Annotated in this window: 12 protein-coding genes and 2 pseudogenes; 8 read left to right on the forward strand and 6 right to left on the reverse strand. The window is 70.0% G+C overall.

The window, feature by feature from the left end:
- Nucleotides 1-249: 249 nt before the first annotated feature.
- The 6 genes from rsmG to rpmH all read right to left on the reverse strand — a co-directional run bounded on the left by rsmG (nt 250) and on the right by rpmH (nt 3761).
- Nucleotides 250-966, reverse strand: a complete 717-nt coding sequence (rsmG, locus tag NPS70_RS02715) for a 16S rRNA (guanine(527)-N(7))-methyltransferase RsmG (RefSeq protein ID WP_256522270.1) — start codon at nt 964-966, stop codon at nt 250-252.
- 118 nt (nt 967-1084) lie between these two features.
- Entirely contained in the window at nt 1085-1594 is a 510-nt protein-coding gene (locus tag NPS70_RS02720) for a R3H domain-containing nucleic acid-binding protein (protein WP_256522272.1), read from the reverse strand.
- 14 nt (nt 1595-1608) lie between these two features.
- A complete protein-coding gene (gene yidC / locus NPS70_RS02725; RefSeq protein WP_256522274.1) occupies nt 1609-2871 on the reverse strand; it encodes a membrane protein insertase YidC in 1263 nt (420 codons plus the stop codon).
- A 3-nt stretch (nt 2872-2874) separates the two neighbouring features.
- Nucleotides 2875-3234, reverse strand: coding sequence for a membrane protein insertion efficiency factor YidD (gene yidD / locus NPS70_RS02730; protein WP_256522275.1), 360 nt, complete (start codon nt 3232-3234; stop codon nt 2875-2877).
- Nucleotides 3231-3602, reverse strand: a complete 372-nt coding sequence (rnpA, locus tag NPS70_RS02735) for a ribonuclease P protein component (protein ID WP_256522276.1) — start codon at nt 3600-3602, stop codon at nt 3231-3233. Before rnpA ends, yidD begins: the two co-directional genes overlap by 4 nt.
- Nucleotides 3603-3623: 21 nt before the next feature.
- Nucleotides 3624-3761 (reverse strand): 50S ribosomal protein L34, encoded by a 138-nt coding sequence (gene rpmH / locus NPS70_RS02740; protein WP_018846094.1) that lies wholly within the window; start codon nt 3759-3761, stop codon nt 3624-3626.
- A 360-nt stretch (nt 3762-4121) separates the two neighbouring features.
- On the opposite strand from rpmH, the pseudogene NPS70_RS28835 reads away from it, so the two are divergent.
- From NPS70_RS28835 to gyrA, 8 genes and pseudogenes are all read left to right on the forward strand, one after another.
- Nucleotides 4122-4476: pseudogene (locus tag NPS70_RS28835) on the forward strand (chromosomal replication initiator protein DnaA); the annotation flags it as partial.
- A gap of 131 nt (nt 4477-4607) precedes the next feature.
- Nucleotides 4608-6002 (forward strand): annotated as a pseudogene (gene dnaA, locus NPS70_RS02745) (chromosomal replication initiator protein DnaA); the annotation flags it as partial.
- 1086 nt (nt 6003-7088) lie between these two features.
- Entirely contained in the window at nt 7089-8219 is a 1131-nt protein-coding gene (gene dnaN, locus NPS70_RS02750; RefSeq protein WP_138057578.1) for a DNA polymerase III subunit beta, read from the forward strand.
- A 193-nt stretch (nt 8220-8412) separates the two neighbouring features.
- The gene (gene gnd, locus NPS70_RS02755) at nt 8413-9291 is read left to right on the forward strand and encodes a phosphogluconate dehydrogenase (NAD(+)-dependent, decarboxylating) (RefSeq protein WP_256522277.1); all 879 of its coding nucleotides are present in this window, start codon (nt 8413-8415) and stop codon (nt 9289-9291) included.
- Nucleotides 9292-9347: 56 nt separating this feature from the next.
- A complete protein-coding gene (recF, locus tag NPS70_RS02760) occupies nt 9348-10475 on the forward strand; it encodes a DNA replication/repair protein RecF (protein ID WP_256522278.1) in 1128 nt (375 codons plus the stop codon).
- Nucleotides 10472-11014, forward strand: a complete 543-nt coding sequence (locus tag NPS70_RS02765; protein ID WP_256522280.1) for a DUF721 domain-containing protein — start codon at nt 10472-10474, stop codon at nt 11012-11014. Before recF ends, NPS70_RS02765 begins: the two co-directional genes overlap by 4 nt.
- Nucleotides 11015-11342: 328 nt before the next feature.
- Complete coding sequence (gyrB, locus tag NPS70_RS02770; protein ID WP_256522281.1) at nt 11343-13415, forward strand: DNA topoisomerase (ATP-hydrolyzing) subunit B; 2073 nt, start codon at nt 11343-11345, stop codon at nt 13413-13415.
- A 41-nt stretch (nt 13416-13456) separates the two neighbouring features.
- On the forward strand, nt 13457-16051 hold the full coding sequence (gene gyrA / locus NPS70_RS02775; RefSeq protein WP_256522282.1) for a DNA gyrase subunit A: 2595 nt from the start codon (nt 13457-13459) through the stop codon (nt 16049-16051).
- Nucleotides 16052-16082 lie beyond the last annotated feature (31 nt).

Here is a 16082-nt window from a genome sequence, read left to right on the forward strand (position 1 = left end):
GCTTTCGGGCTCGTGAACCAGCGAGGCCCCTGGTTCTGTGGAGGAATCCACCTCTGTGGACAACCCCGTAGCCCGCACGAGGGGCTTACGCGCCCTCCCGGGGGCCGCGGCCGCACGGCCGCGGCTGATGATTCCCTGCAGCAGTGAGCGACGTTTCACGTGAAACACGATGCATGCGCCACCGCGGGCTACCGGGAAGACACTCCGCTCCGAGCGCGTATGGCAGCCGTACGGCACCACACGCAAGCGTCACCTGCGCCGGCGGGTCCGGCTCGTGCGGGCCGCCTTGGCCCGCTTGGCGGCGAATCGCACTCCGCCGGGGCTCTCCCCGACCTCCACGCGCACCACGGTCGACAAGGGATCGACGACCCCCTGGCCCACCTGCAGAACGGAGGTCTCGACGACACCGAGCTTGCCGAGGGCCGAGCGGGCACTGCTCAGCTCCTCCTCCGCGGTGTCCCCCTTCAGGGCCAGCATCTCGCCGTAGGGACGCAGCAGAGGAACACCCCAGCCGGCCAGACGATCCAGCGGAGCCACCGCACGAGCGGTGACCACATGCACGGGCGGGACCTTGCCCATCATCTCCTCGGCACGTCCCCGGACCACCGTCACATGGTCGAGGCCGAGCAGCTCCACGACCTCCTGAAGGAAGGTGGTGCGTCGCAGCAGCGGCTCCAGAAGAGTGATCTTGAGATCACGGCGGACCAGGGCGAGCGGAATACCGGGCAGCCCCGCGCCCGAGCCGACATCGCACACCGTGACGCCTTCTGGCACCACCTCGGAGAGAACGGCGCAGTTGAGCAGGTGCCGCTCCCACAGGCGGGGCACCTCACGGGGACCGATGAGCCCGCGCGTCACTCCGGCGTCCGCGAGCAGCTCCGCATAGCGCACGGCTTCCGGGAAGTACTCGCCGAAAACCGTCCTCGCCTCTTCGGGTGCTTGAGGGAGCTCCGCTGCCTCCGTCACGGGGAACCGTCCTTCCGTACCGCACGTCGCTGTCCGCGTGGGGACCGTGGTGAGCTGATTTCAGGCTGACAAGGAGCGGCCCCGCCTGCGAGCAGACGGGGCCGGGGGAACACGTGGGTCAGGCAGGCAGGACGACGACGAAGCGCTGCGGCTCCTCGCCCTCCGACTCGCTGCGCAGCCCCGCGGCCGCCACGGCGTCGTGGACGACCTTGCGCTCGAAGGGGGTCATCGGGTCGAGCTTCACGGGCTCACCGCTCGACCTGACCTCAGCCGCCGCCTTGGCTCCGAGCTCCGCGAGCTCGGAGCGCTTCTGGGCGCGGAAGCCGGCGATGTCGAGCATCAGGCGGCTGCGGTCGCCGGTCTCCCGGTGCACCGCCAGACGCGTCAGCTCCTGGAGCGCCTCCAGGACCTCCCCGTCGCGTCCCACGAGCTTCTGGAGGTCGCGGCTGCCCGCCTCGCTGATGATGGAGACCGCGGCCCGGTCCGCCTCGACATCCATGTCGATGTCGCCGTCGAGGTCGGCGATGTCCAGCAGGCCCTCGAGGTAGTCGGCCGCGATTTCACCCTCCTGCTCCAGGCGGGTGAGGGTGTCGCCACCCTCGGCGGCGGAGATGGTGCCTTCCGTCACGGATGGACTCCTTCTTACTTCTTCGACGACGGGTGCTTGGGACGCTGGGGCCCCTTGCGCTGACCGGACTTGGGCTGGCGAGTGGAACCGGCCGCCTTGGCGCCCGCGGACTTGGCCTGGGGAGCCTCACCCGCCTGTCCCTTCTGGAGGGACGGCTTGGAGGCGGCGGCACCGGCGGTGCTGTCGGCGCCCTTGGTGGTCGACTGCGCGGACTGCCTCTGGGCCTTGCTCTGGCGCTTGGGCTGCTGGCGACGGTGGGATCCGCCTTCTGCCTCGGCCATGGCGGTGTCGCTCTTGGCCACCGTGCCGTCGGCCTGGGCCACCAGTCCCGCCTTGGCGAGGCCCGTGACGAAGCGCCGCTCGTTGTCGTTGCGGTCCGGTCCCTTGGCGACGATCGTCTGGACCACGGTCCGCTTGCGGCGGGAGCCGACCTGCCCGCTCGTGGTGATGCCCTTCAGCATGCGCTGGAGGTACTGGTCCTGTGCCTTGCTGCCCGGCGTGGGGTTCTGGTTGATCACGTACATCTGCTGGCCCATGGTCCACACGTTGGTGGTCAGCCAGTAGACGAGGACACCGACCGGGAAGTTGATGCCCATCACGGCGAAGATCACCGGGAAGATGTACATGAGCATCTTCTGCTGGTTCATGTACGGCGTCTTGACCGTGAGGTCGACGTTCTTCTGCATCAGCTGGCGCTGGGTGTAGAACTGCGACGCCGACATCAGGACGATCATGACCGCGGTGACGATGCGGACGTCGAGCAGCGTGGCGTCGAGCGCCTGGACCTTCTCGGGCGAGTCCATGAACTTCGCGGCGATCGGCGCACCGAAGATGTGCGCCTGGCGGGCGCTGTCCACGAGGCTCTGGTTGAGAACGCCGATCTCCTGGCCGGAGGCGATCTTGCTGAGCACGTGGTAGAGGGCGAAGAAGAACGGCGACTGCGCCAGGATGGGCAGGCACGAGGAGAGCGGGTTGGTCCCGGTCTCCTTGTACAGCTTCATCATCTCTTCGGACTGCCGCTGGCGGTCCGACTTGTAGCGCTCCTGGATCGCCTTCATCTTGGGCTGGAGCGCCTGCATGTTCCGCATCGACTTGATCTGCTTCACGAAGAGCGGGATCAGGCAGATACGGATCAGCACCACCAGGGACACGATGGACAGTCCCCAGGCCCAGCCCGTGTCCGGGCCGAAGACGGCCCCGTAGAGCGAGTGGAACTGGACGATGATCCACGAGACAGGTGTGGTGATAAAACTGAAGAGACTGGCAATCGTGTCCACTAATCAGGCTCCTTGAGCATTGGGCGAGGTCTCTGCGACCGGGGCCGTGGCCTCGGCAGCCGATCCCGGGGCCGGCACATCAGCGGCGGAGTGCCCGCCCTTGCTGCCACGCAGGGCATCGCGCAGCATTTCGTGCCATCGGGGCCGCTTGCGCGGCGGGACGTGGTCCACTCCGCCCGGGGACCACGGGTTGCACCGCAGGATCCGCCAGGCGGTCAGGGCTGTTCCCTTGACCGCGCCGTGCCGGTCGATGGCCGTGAATCCGTAGTGGGAACACGACGGGTAATACCTGCACACAGGTCCCAGCAGCGGGCTGATCGTCCACTGGTAGATCTTGATCAGTGCCAGCAGCGGGTACTTCATCGCGCGCCCCCTCCCAGCAGCCGCCGGAGAGCGGCGTCCAGGTCTTGGGCCAGCTGTGCGTGTTCGGCGTCACCCGCACCGGGCAGCGCCCGTACGACCACCAGGCTACCGGGGGGCAGCTCGGAGAGCCGATCCCGCATGAGGTGGCGCAGTCTCCGCTTCACCTTGTTCCGAACCACGGCACCGCCCACGGCCTTGCTCACGACGAAACCCGCACACGTCTGGGAGGCGCTCTCCCCAGGCGCGTGCGGGTCCATGGCACCGCTTCGAAGGTGGACGACGAGGAGCGGGCGTCCGGCCCGGCGCCCTCGGCGTACCGCAGTCGCGAAGTCCTCGCGCCGCCTCAGCCGATTCTCGGTAGGCAGCACGTCATGACCTGTTTAAGGCGATCAGGCGGACAGGTTGGCGCGACCCTTGCTGCGGCGGTTCGCCAGGATGGCGCGGCCGGCACGGGTACGCATGCGCAGGCGGAAACCGTGGGTCTTCGCACGACGACGGTTGTTCGGCTGGAAGGTGCGCTTGCTCACTCGGGGGCTCCAGAAATGATTCGTTGGTGGCGGGACATCGCCTGGCTGTCACCGTGCGCCCACGAGTAGCTCGCGTTCACGCCCGAGTGCACCGCTTCTCGACCACGGACCGTGGTCTTTGCCCATCGGAGGCAGGCGGCAGCAGCCATCGACAACTCGACCTGGTTACGGTACGCGCGGCTACGCCATCCGGTCAAACCACGTGGATGGCGGGGTGCCCTGTACACAGGCTGTGGACAACAACTTGAACCGCACGGGTCGGCCTGACTACCGTGGCTGAACTCGGATTCTTTTCCTGCCTGTCTTCCTATCCCGTCCCGAGAACCACACATTCGTGGGACCTGCGAGAGAGCGTGCTTTGTGGCTGACGTACCTGCCGATCTTGCCGCAGTGTGGCCGCGAGTGCTCGAGCAGCTTCTCGACGAGGGCCAGCAGGGCGTCGAGCCCAAGGACAAGCAGTGGATCGAGCGCTGCCAGCCTCTGGCCCTGGTCGCCGACACGGCGCTGCTCGCCGTACCCAACGAGTGGGGCAAGCGCGTGCTGGAGGGCCGCCTCGCCCCGCTGATCAGCGACACCCTCAGCCGGGAGTGCGGCCGCCCGATCCGTATCGCGATCACGGTCGACGACTCCGCGGGCGACAGCTCGGCGCCCGCCTCCCAGCAGCCGGGCGCCCCGCGCTATCCCGCCTCCCCGCACGAGGACCCGCGCGGCGGCGAGGGCTACGAGGGCGGGCGGGGGTCCGAGGGCTACGACGGCGGGCGCCCGGGCGAGGGCTACGGGGCTCCCCGCCAGCAGGACGCCTACGAGCCGCCCCGCCCCGGTGAGGGCTACGGCTCCCCGCGTGCCGACCGCTACGAGGGATACGGCCGCCGCGGCGAGACCGACGAGGGACTGCCCTCGGTGCGCCCCGCCTACCCCGAGTACCAGCAGCGCCCCGAACCGGGCTCCTGGCCGCGCAGCCAGGAGGACCTGTCCTGGCAGCAGCCCCGGCTCGGCGGCTTCCCGGAGCGGGACCCGTACGCGACGCCGCCGCCCGGCCGCGGGCAGCACGACTACCGCCGGCCCCAGCCCGCCGACCACCAGCCGTACGACCCGCGCGCCGAGCGCAGGGACCTGGGCGAGCCCACGCCGCCCCACCGCGGGGGACCCGGGGGCGACACCGGTCCGCTCGGGGCCAAGCCGGCTCCGGCACCGGGGCCCGGGGAGCCGCACGCCCGGCTGAACCCGAAGTACCTCTTCGACACCTTCGTGATCGGGGCGTCCAACCGCTTCGCGCACGCGGCCGCGGTGGCGGTGGCCGAGGCGCCGGCCAAGGCCTACAACCCTCTTTTCATCTACGGGGAGTCGGGGCTCGGGAAGACGCACCTGCTGCACGCGATCGGGCACTACGCCCGCAGCCTCTACCCGGGCACCCGGGTGCGGTACGTGAGCTCCGAGGAGTTCACCAACGAGTTCATCAACTCCATCCGCGACGGCAAGGGCGACACCTTCCGCAAGCGGTACCGCGACGTGGACATCCTGCTGGTCGACGACATCCAGTTCCTGGCGAGCAAGGAGTCCACGCAGGAGGAGTTCTTCCACACCTTCAACACCCTGCACAACGCCAACAAGCAGATCGTGCTCTCCTCCGACCGGCCCCCCAAGCAGCTCATGACGCTGGAGGACCGGCTGCGCAACCGCTTCGAGTGGGGGCTGACGACGGACGTCCAGCCCCCCGAGCTGGAGACCCGCATCGCGATCCTGCGCAAGAAGGCGGTGCAGGAGCAGCTGAACGCGCCCCCGGAGGTGCTGGAGTTCATCGCCTCCCGGATCTCCCGGAACATCCGGGAGCTGGAGGGTGCGCTCATCCGGGTCACCGCCTTCGCCTCGCTCAACCGGCAGCCGGTGGACCTGGGGCTGACGGAGATCGTCCTCAAGGACCTGATCCCGGGTGGCGAGGACGCCGCCCCCGAGATCACCGCGGGGGCGATCATGGCGGCCACCGCCGACTACTTCGGCCTGACCGTCGAGGACCTGTGCGGCTCGTCACGCAGCCGGGTCCTGGTGACGGCGCGCCAGATCGCGATGTACCTGTGCCGCGAGCTGACGGATCTCTCCCTGCCCAAGATCGGCGCCCAGTTCGGCGGCCGGGACCACACGACCGTGATGCACGCGGACCGGAAGATCCGTGCGCTGATGGCGGAGCGCCGCTCGATCTACAACCAGGTGACGGAGCTGACCAACCGGATCAAGGCGGGCTGAGCGGGGGTCCGCCGGACGGAGCGGGGACGAGGGGCGCACGGGACATCCTCCCGGGCGCCCCTTCGCCGTTCGCGGCCCCGCAGGCCGGGCCCCCGGTGGCGCGGACGCCCCCGGGGCGGGCACCGGCCGGGGTGGGGCTGCGGAGCGGGTGACGGCCGCGGAGGAGCAGCACGGCGGGCACCGGCCGGGACGAGGAGGGCCCGGAGCGGCGTCCGGCGGCTTCCGGCGGGACGCCGCCGCCTTCCGCAGTGCCGGGGCGGATCGCCGTCGCACGGGACCGCCGGAAGGCGTGCGGGCCGGCGAAGGCGGCTCCGCGCGCCCCGCATGCCCCGCGGTCAGCGGTCCGGCTGTGTTCGAATACCGGCGGGCCGGGACGGTTCTCCACAGATCGGGTGCGGAAACGCCGTCCACAGGCTGGGGATCCGCAGGTTGTCCCGAACCTGTCCACAGGTGCCCGCCTCGCCGTGCCGTCGGCCCTGCTCAGCCGGTTGTGGACTTGTGGCCGAAGGATCTCCACAGGCTGTGGAGATCCCGATCTTCCCGAAACCCCGATCCTCGTCGTCCACCGGCGGCCCACAAGGAGCCCGCGGTTGCCCACAGCTTTTCCCCACCCCTGTCCACTGTTCGGCAACGCAACACCGTCCCTCACCGGGTGGAGTGAAAGCCGTCACACCAAGCTGCCGGGTTGGCCTGTGGGGAACGTGGGTAAAGCTGGGGACGCCGTTGGGGAGAAGTCCCCCGGGGCTGTGCATCGACTGTGCAGAACTTTCGCGCGTCCACAGGCGGCGCCGGTTGTCCACGGCCCCGGCCCACAGGGGCGGTGGACAAAAAACCGTGCTTGACCTGCGCCAACGGCGTTATCCACGGTTTCCACAGGCCCTACTACTACTCCCACTCAGAGTTACCGGGGAATCCGCTTGGAAGGGGGGCCTGTGCACAACCCGAGCCCGGTGCCCCCGGCCTCCCCCGTCCCGACTTGACCCCGAGCCGCACCGAGTGTCCGCGCCGTGCGTCAGACTGGTCTCCGGCATCAAGCCGACGACGAAGGCCAGCAGGGCGAGCCAGCAACAGCAGGAGGCGGTTCCGGTGAAGATCCGGGTGGAGCGCGATGTACTCGCGGAGGCGGTGGCCTGGGTGGCCCGGAGCCTTCCGGCCCGTCCGCCGGCGCCGGTTCTCGCTGGCCTTCTGCTGAAGGCGGAGGACGGCGCGCTCAGCTTCTCCAGCTTCGACTACGAGGTCTCGGCCCGGGTCTCGGTGGAGGCGGAGGTCGAGGAGGACGGCACGGTCCTGGTCTCCGGCCGCCTGCTCGCGGACATCTGCCGCGCCCTGCCCAACCGCCCCGTGGAGATCTCCACCGACGGCGTCCGGGCGACCGTGGTCTGCGGCTCCTCCCGCTTCACGCTCCACACCCTGCCCGTGGAGGAGTACCCGGCCCTGCCGCAGATGCCCACCGCCACGGGCACCGTGCCGGGCGAGGTCTTCGCCTCGGCCGCCGCCCAGGTGGCCATCGCCGCCGGGCGCGACGACACGCTGCCGGTGCTGACGGGCGTGCGCATCGAGATCGAGGGGGACACCGTCACCCTCGCGTCCACCGACCGCTACCGCTTCGCGGTCCGCGAGTTCCTGTGGAAGCCCGAGAGCCCGGATGCCTCGGCCGTCGCCCTGGTGCCCGCCAAGACCCTGCTCGACACCGCCAAGGCGCTCACCAGCGGCGACACGGTCACGCTGGCGCTGTCCGGCTCCGGTGCGGGCGAGGGCCTGATCGGTTTCGAGGGGGCGGGGCGCCGCACCACCACCCGTCTGCTCGAGGGCGACCTCCCGAAGTACCGCACGCTGTTCCCCACCGAGTTCAACTCGGTGGCCGTGATCGAGACGGCTCCGTTCGTCGAGGCCGTCAAGCGCGTGGCCCTGGTCGCCGAGCGGAACACGCCGGTGCGGCTCAGCTTCGAGCAGGGCGTGCTGATCCTGGAGGCCGGTTCCAGCGACGACGCGCAGGCCGTGGAGCGCGTGGACGCCCAGCTGGACGGCGACGACATCTCGATCGCCTTCAACCCGACCTTCCTGCTCGACGGCCTGAGCGCCATCGACTCCCCGGTCGCCCAGCTCTCCTTCACCACCTCCACCAAGCCCGCGCTGCTCAGCGGCAAGCCCGCCGTCGACGCGGAGGCGGACGAGGCGTACAAGTACCTGATCATGCCGGTCCGCCTCAGCGGCTGACCCGCGTGCGGTCCGGGCGGGCCCCCGCCCGGACCGGGTGCGCCGCCCTGACGCGCCGCCGGCTTGCCGGCGACTGCCGCGAGGCGGCTGAGCAGGGCTTCTGAGCGCGTGACCCCACAGGTGTGCGCCGGTCGCCGGGCGTAGTCTCGGAGCCGGGCAGGAACACGGCACACAAACGATTGAGGAATCTCAGATGGAGCTCGGTCTCGTCGGCCTCGGCAAGATGGGCGGCAACATGCGCGAGCGCATCCGCCGCGCAGGCCACACCGTCATCGGCTACGACCGCAACCCGGACCTCGCGGACGTCCACAGCCTGGAGGAGCTCGTGGGCAGCCTCAAGGGCCCGCGCGTGGTGTGGGTCATGGTCCCGGCCGGAGCCGCGACCCAGTCCACCATCGACGAGCTGGCGGAGCTGCTCTCCCCCGGCGACGTGGTCGTCGACGGCGGCAACTCCCGCTGGACGGACGACGAGAAGCACGCCGTCGAGCTGGGCATCAAGGGCATCGGTTTCGTCGACTGCGGTGTCTCCGGCGGCGTCTGGGGCCTGGAGAACGGCTACGCCCTGATGTACGGCGGCGATGCCGAGCACGTCGCGAAGGTCCAGCCGGTCTTCGACGCGCTCAAGCCGGCCGGCGCCCACGGCTCCGTGCACGCCGGCAAGGTCGGCGCCGGCCACTTCGCCAAGATGGTCCACAACGGCATCGAGTACGCCATGATGCAGGCCTACGCCGAGGGCTGGGAGCTGCTGGAGAAGGTCGACTCGGTCACCGACGTGCGCGAGGTGTTCCGCTCCTGGCAGGAGGGCACGGTCATCCGCTCCTGGCTGCTGGACCTCGCGGTCAACGCCCTGGACGAGGACGAGCACCTCGACCGGCTGCGCGGCTACGCCCAGGACTCGGGCGAGGGCCGCTGGACGGTGGAGGCGGCCATCGACAACGCCGTACCGCTCCCGGCGATCACGGCCTCGCTCTTCGCGCGGTTCGCGTCCCGCCAGGACGACTCCCCGCAGATGAAGATGATCGCCGCGCTGCGCAACCAGTTCGGGGGCCACGCGGTCGAGAGCAAGAAGTAGTCCACAGCCCGTGCACACCCCGTGCACGGGCCGCCGCGGGAAGGTCGGCGCACACCATGCACGTCACGCACCTGTCGCTGGCCGACTTCCGCTCCTACGCCCGGGTCGAGGTACCCCTCGGCCCGGGCGTCACCGCGTTCGTCGGGGCGAACGGCCAGGGCAAGACCAACCTCGTGGAGGCCGTCGGCTATCTGGCCACGCTCTCCAGCCACCGGGTCTCCTCGGACGCCCCGCTGGTCCGCATGGGCGCCGAGCGCGCCGTGGTCCGGGCCGCCGTCACCCAGGGCGAGCGCTCCCAGCTGATCGAGCTGGAGCTCAACCCGGGCAAGGCCAACCGGGCGCGGATCAACAGGTCCTCGCAGGTCAGACCACGCGACGTGCTCGGCATCCTGCGCACCGTGCTCTTCGCCCCGGAGGATCTGGCCCTGGTCAAGGGCGATCCCGGGGAGCGGCGGCGCTTCCTCGACGACCTGGTCACCGCCCGCTCGCCGCGGATGGCGGGTGTGCGCTCCGACTACGAGCGGGTCCTCAAGCAGCGCAACACCCTGCTGAAGTCCGCAGCCATGGCCCGGCGCCACGGTGGCCGCTCCATGGACATGTCCACCCTGGACGTGTGGGACCAGCACCTGGCCCGTGCCGGCGCCGAGGTGCTCGCCCGGCGCGGCGAGCTGATCACCGCGCTCCAGCCGCTCGCCGACAAGGCCTACGAGGCGCTGGCGCCGGGAGGCGGACCCGTGGCGCTGGAGTACCGTTCCGCCTCCGCCGGGGCCGGGGAGGCGCACGGGCGCGAGGAGTTCTACGCGCACCTGCTCGCGGCCCTGGAGGAGGCGCGCCGCCAGGAGATCGAGCGCGGTGTGACGCTGGTCGGCCCCCACCGGGACGACCTGGTGCTCCGGCTCGGCCGGCTGCCGGCCAAGGGCTACGCCAGCCACGGGGAGTCCTGGTCCTTCGCCCTCGCACTGCGCCTCGCCTCCTACGAACTGCTGCGTGCCGAGGGGAACGAACCGGTGCTCGTGCTGGACGACGTCTTCGCGGAGCTGGACGCGCGCCGCCGCGAGCGCCTCGCGGAACTGGTGGCCCCCGGTGAGCAGGTGCTGGTCACCGCGGCCGTGGGCGACGACGTTCCCGCGGTGCTCGCCGGCAGCCGGTACACCGTGGCCGACGGGGAGGTGCGCGGGGCATGAGCACCTCCGAGTCCGGCGCCCGTGCAGCCACCGCCGAGCCCTCCGGTGTGGACCTGGCCAGGGTCGCGCTGCGTGCGGCGAAGGAGCAGGCCAGGGCGCGGGGCGCCGCGGCCCAGCAGAAGAAGCAGGCACGCCGGGGCGGCCTGCGCTCCGGCGCCCGCGCCGACGGGCGGGACCCGCTGCCCCTCGGTGCGGCGATCAACCGGCTGATCGCCGAGCGCGGGTGGGAGACCCCCGCCGCGGTGGGCGGCGTCATGGGGCGCTGGCCGCAGATCGTCGGCGAGGACCTGGCCAGGCACTGCGTCCCGCTGCGCTACGACGAGGACCCCGAGGAGCGGCTGCTCACGGTCCAGTGCGACTCCACCGCCTGGGCCACCCAGCTGCGCCTGCTCGCCCCCCGTCTGGTGGCCCGGCTCAACGAGGACCTCGGCCACGGCACGGTCCGGGCGATCAAGGTGGTCGGGCCGGGTGCCCCGCAGCGCCGGTACGGCCCGCTGAGGGCGCCGGGCAGCACCGGGCCCGGGGACACCTACGGCTGATCCCTCCCCTCCCCGCTCCTTCGGCGGAGGCTTCCGGGGCGCTGCGCGGTCCCCGGGAGCCCCGGTGCGCACAGGGGGCGTCCCTCTCGGTAGCGGGGGGTTGACAGCCCGAAGCGCTCAAAGCCGGTGTGAGCCTCTTGGAGCCCCTTCCCGGATATGGGGAGTCGAGCGGTGGACTGCCAGGGCGGCACATGCGAACTCAGCTACCGCCAAACCCCCATTCGGGTCGCCGGTACCGGTAGACTGGTGCACAATCCCGCGAATCTCGCGGGACACGTCGATCAGATGCCGAAAGACGCAGCCGCTCCCGCCCGTCGGAGAACGGCTCGTGCTGTGCCAGAAAGGGCGCTTCGTGGCCGATTCCGGCAACCCCAACGAGAACACCCCGTCCACTGCCGCCGGTGGGAGCAGCGAGGTCACCGCCTCGTACGACGCCAGCGCGATCACCGTCCTCGAGGGTCTGGACGCGGTCCGCAAGCGCCCCGGCATGTACATCGGCTCGACCGGTGAGCGGGGACTGCACCACCTGGTCTACGAGGTCGTCGACAACTCGGTCGACGAGGCCCTCGCCGGCCACGCGGACACGATCGACGTCACGATCCTGGCCGACGGCGGTGTGCGCGTCGTCGACAACGGCCGCGGCATCCCGGTGGACATCCACCCGGTGGAGAAGAAGCCCGCCGTCGAGGTGGTGCTGACGGTGCTGCACGCGGGCGGGAAGTTCGGCGGCGGCGGCTACGCCGTCTCCGGCGGTCTGCACGGTGTGGGCGTGTCCGTGGTGAACGCGCTCTCCTCCAGGGTCTCCGTCGAGATCAAGCGCGACGGCTACCGCTGGACGCAGGACTACAAGCTCGGTGTGCCCACCGCGCCGCTGGCCCAGCACGAGCAGGTCGAGGACTCCGGCACCTCGGTGACCTTCTGGGCCGACCCGGACGTCTTCGAGACCACCGACTACTCCTTCGAGACGCTCTCCCGCCGCTTCCAGGAGATGGCCTTCCTCAACAAGGGCCTGACCCTGACCCTGACGGACGAGCGCGAGTCGGCGCGGGCGACGATGAACGCCGACGACCCCGACGCCGCCGAGACGGCCGAGGTGCAGCCGGCGCGGTCGGTGACCTACTTCTACGAGGGCGGCATCGTCGACTTCGTGAAGTACCTCAACTCCCGCAAGGGGGAGCTGATCCACCCGACCGTGATCGACGTGGACTCCGAGGACAGGGAGCGGATGCTCTCGGTCGAGATCGCGATGCAGTGGAACTCGCAGTACAGCGAGGGTGTGTACTCCTTCGCGAACACGATCCACACCCACGAGGGCGGTACCCACGAGGAGGGCTTCCGTGCGGCCCTGACGGGCCTGGTCAACCGGTACGCCCGGGACCGGAAGCTGCTCCGGGAGAAGGACGACAACCTCACGGGCGAGGACATCCGCGAGGGCCTGACGGCCATCATCTCGGTCAAGCTCGGCGAGCCGCAGTTCGAGGGCCAGACGAAGACCAAGCTCGGCAACACCGAGGCCAAGACCTTCGTCCAGAAGGTCGTCCACGAGCACCTCACCGACTGGTTCGACCGCAACCCGAACGAGGCCGCGGACATCGTCCGCAAGGCCATCCAGGCGGCCACGGCCCGCGTGGCCGCCCGCAAGGCCCGCGACCTGACCCGGCGCAAGGGCCTGCTGGAGTCGGCCTCGCTGCCCGGCAAGCTGAGCGACTGCCAGTCCAACGACCCGACGAAGTGCGAGATCTTCATCGTCGAGGGCGACTCCGCCGGCGGCTCCGCCAAGTCCGGCCGGAACCCGATGTACCAGGCCATCCTGCCGATCCGCGGCAAGATCCTGAACGTCGAGAAGGCCCGGATCGACAAGATCCTCCAGAACACCGAGGTCCAGGCGCTGATCTCCGCCTTCGGCACGGGTGTGCACGAGGACTTCGACATCGAGAAGCTCCGCTATCACAAGATCATCCTGATGGCGGACGCCGACGTCGACGGCCAGCACATCAACACCCTGCTGCTGACCTTCCTCTTCCGCTTCATGCGGCCGCTGGTCGAGGCCGGGCACGTCTTCCTCTCCCGCCCGCCGCTGTACAAGATCAAGTGGGGCCGGGACGACTTCGAGTACGCCTACTCCGACCGCGAGCGCGACGCCCTGGTCGAGATGGGCAAGCAGGCCGGCAAGCGCATCAGGGAGGACTCGATCCAGCGCTTCAAGGGCCTGGGCGAGATGAACGCCGAGGAGCTGCGCGTCACCACCATGGACGTCGAGCACCGGGTGCTCGGCCAGGTCACGCTGGACGACGCCGCACAGGCCGACGACCTGTTCTCGGTGCTGATGGGCGAGGACGTCGAGGCGCGGCGCTCGTTCATCCAGCGCAACGCCAAGGACGTCCGCTTCCTCGACATCTGAGTCGGTCTCAGCTGACCGCACGAAAGGACTGAAGACCAGCAATGGCCGACGAGAACACTCCCGTGACCGCCACCGAGGACGAGGGCCCGCAGCTGCGGATCGAACCGGTCGGTCTCGAGACCGAGATGCAGCGCTCGTACCTCGACTACGCGATGTCCGTCATCGTCTCGCGAGCGCTGCCCGACGTGCGGGACGGCCTCAAGCCCGTCCACCGCCGGGTGCTCTACGCGATGTACGACGGCGGGTACCGCCCCGAGAAGGGCTTCTACAAGTGCGCCCGCGTCGTCGGCGACGTGATGGGCACGTACCACCCGCACGGCGACTCCTCCATCTACGACGCCCTGGTGCGCCTGGCCCAGCCGTGGTCGATGCGGATGCCGCTGGTGGACTCCAACGGCAACTTCGGCTCCCCGGGCAACGACCCGGCCGCCGCCATGCGCTACACCGAGTGCAAGATGGCGCCGCTGTCCATGGAGATGCTCCGGGACATCGACGAGGAGACCGTCGACTTCCAGGACAACTACGACGGGCGCAACCAGGAGCCGACGGTCCTGCCGTCGCGCTTCCCCAACCTCCTGGTCAACGGCTCCGCCGGTATCGCGGTGGGCATGGCCACCAACATCCCGCCGCACAACCTCCGCGAGGTCGCGGCCGGTGCCCAGTGGGCGCTGGAGCACCCGGAGGCCACGCACGAGGAGCTGCTCGACGCGCTGGTCGAGCGCATCAAGGGCCCGGACTTCCCCACGGGTGCCCTGGTGGTCGGCCGCAAGGGCATCGAGGAGGCGTACCGCACGGGACGCGGCTCCATCACGATGCGCGCGGTCGTGGAGGTCGAGGAGGTCCAGAACCGCCAGTGCCTGGTGGTCACCGAACTCCCCTACCAGGTCAACCCGGACAACCTCGCGCAGAAGATCGCCGACCTGGTGAAGGACGGCAGGATCGGCGGGATCGCGGACGTCCGCGACGAGACCTCCTCCCGGACCGGCCAGCGGCTGGTGATCGTGCTCAAGCGCGACGCCGTCGCCAAGGTGGTGCTCAACAACCTCTACAAGCACACCGACCTCCAGACCAACTTCGGTGCCAACATGCTGGCCCTGGTCGACGGTGTGCCGCGCACCCTCTCGCTGGACGCGTTCATCCGCCACTGGGTGACGCACCAGGTCGAGGTCATCGTCCGCCGCACCCGGTTCCGGCTGCGCAAGGCCGAGGAGCGGGCGCACATCCTGCGCGGCCTGCTCAAGGCCCTCGACGCCATCGACGAGGTCATCGCCCTGATCCGGCGCAGCGACACCGTCGAGGTGGCCCGCGAGGGGCTGATGGGGCTGCTGGAGATCGACGAGATCCAGGCCAACGCCATCCTGGAGATGCAGCTGCGGCGGCTCGCGGCCCTGGAGCGGCAGAAGATCGTCCAGGAGCACGACGAGCTCCAGGCGAAGATCGACGAGTACAACGGCATCCTGGCCTCCCCCGAGAAGCAGCGCGCCATCATCAGCGAGGAGCTCGCCGCGCTGGTGGAGAAGTTCGGCGACGACCGCCGCTCCAAGCTGGTCCCCTTCGACGGCGACATGTCCATGGAGGACCTGATCGCCGAGGAGGACATCGTCGTCACCATCACGCGCGGCGGCTATGTCAAGCGCACCAAGACCGACGACTACCGGTCCCAGAAGCGCGGCGGCAAGGGTGTGCGCGGCACGAAGCTGAAGGAAGACGACATCGTCGACCACTTCTTCGTCTCCACCACCCACCACTGGCTGCTGTTCTTCACCAACAAGGGGCGGGTCTACCGGGCGAAGGCGTACGAGCTGCCGGACGCCGGCCGGGACGCCCGCGGCCAGCACGTCGCCAACCTGCTGGCCTTCCAGCCGGACGAGCAGATCGCCCAGATCCTCGCGATCCGCGACTACGAGGCCGCGCCCTACCTGGTGCTCGCCACCAAGGCCGGGCTGGTGAAGAAGACGCCGCTGAAGGACTACGACTCCCCCCGTTCGGGCGGTGTGATCGCGATCAACCTCCGCGAGACCGAGGCCGGCGGCGACGACGAGCTGATCGGGGCGGAGCTGGTGTCCGCCGAGGACGACCTGCTGCTGATCAGCAAGAAGGCGCAGTCCATCCGCTTCACCGCGACGGACGAGGCGCTGCGCCCGATGGGCCGTGCCACCTCGGGCGTGAAGGGCATGAGTTTCCGCGAGGGCGACGAACTGCTCTCGATGAATGTCGTCCGGACCGGTACGTTCGTCTTCACCGCAACCGACGGCGGGTACGCCAAGCGGACCCCCGTCGACGAGTACCGCGTCCAGGGTCGCGGCGGCCTCGGCATCAAGGCCGCGAAGATCGTGGAGGACCGGGGGTCGCTCGTGGGCGCGCTGGTGGTCGAGGAGAGCGACGAGATCCTCGCCATCACCCTCGGTGGCGGTGTGATTCGTACGCGAGTCAACGAAGTCAGGGAGACGGGCCGTGACACCATGGGCGTCCAACTGATCAATCTCGGCAAGCGCGATGCCGTCGTGGGTATCGCCCGCAACGCCGAGGCAGGTCGCGAGGCCGAAGAGGTCGACGGGACGGAAGCGGCCGGCGATGAGGCGGCCGAGTCGGCAGCCGAGGGCACTCCGTCCTCGGCAGGGGAGCACGAGGAGTAAGCGTGAGTGGAGCCACGGGTGCCGGAGCGTC

Source organism: Streptomyces sp. C10-9-1, from assembly GCF_024497955.1.
Lineage (GTDB): Bacteria > Actinomycetota > Actinomycetes > Streptomycetales > Streptomycetaceae > Streptomyces > Streptomyces sanyensis.

Excerpts from the sequence above, each read along its gene's own strand:
- yidD (WP_256522275.1), bottom strand. The coding sequence starts at position 3,234 with ATGAAGTACCCGCTGCTGGCACTGATCAAGATCTACCAGTGGACGATC.
- gnd (WP_256522277.1), top strand. The coding sequence starts at position 8,413 with ATGGAGCTCGGTCTCGTCGGCCTCGGCAAGATGGGCGGCAACATGCGC.
- recF (WP_256522278.1), top strand. The coding sequence starts at position 9,348 with ATGCACGTCACGCACCTGTCGCTGGCCGACTTCCGCTCCTACGCCCGG.
- NPS70_RS02765 (WP_256522280.1), top strand. The coding sequence starts at position 10,472 with ATGAGCACCTCCGAGTCCGGCGCCCGTGCAGCCACCGCCGAGCCCTCC.
- gyrA (WP_256522282.1), top strand. The coding sequence starts at position 13,457 with ATGGCCGACGAGAACACTCCCGTGACCGCCACCGAGGACGAGGGCCCG.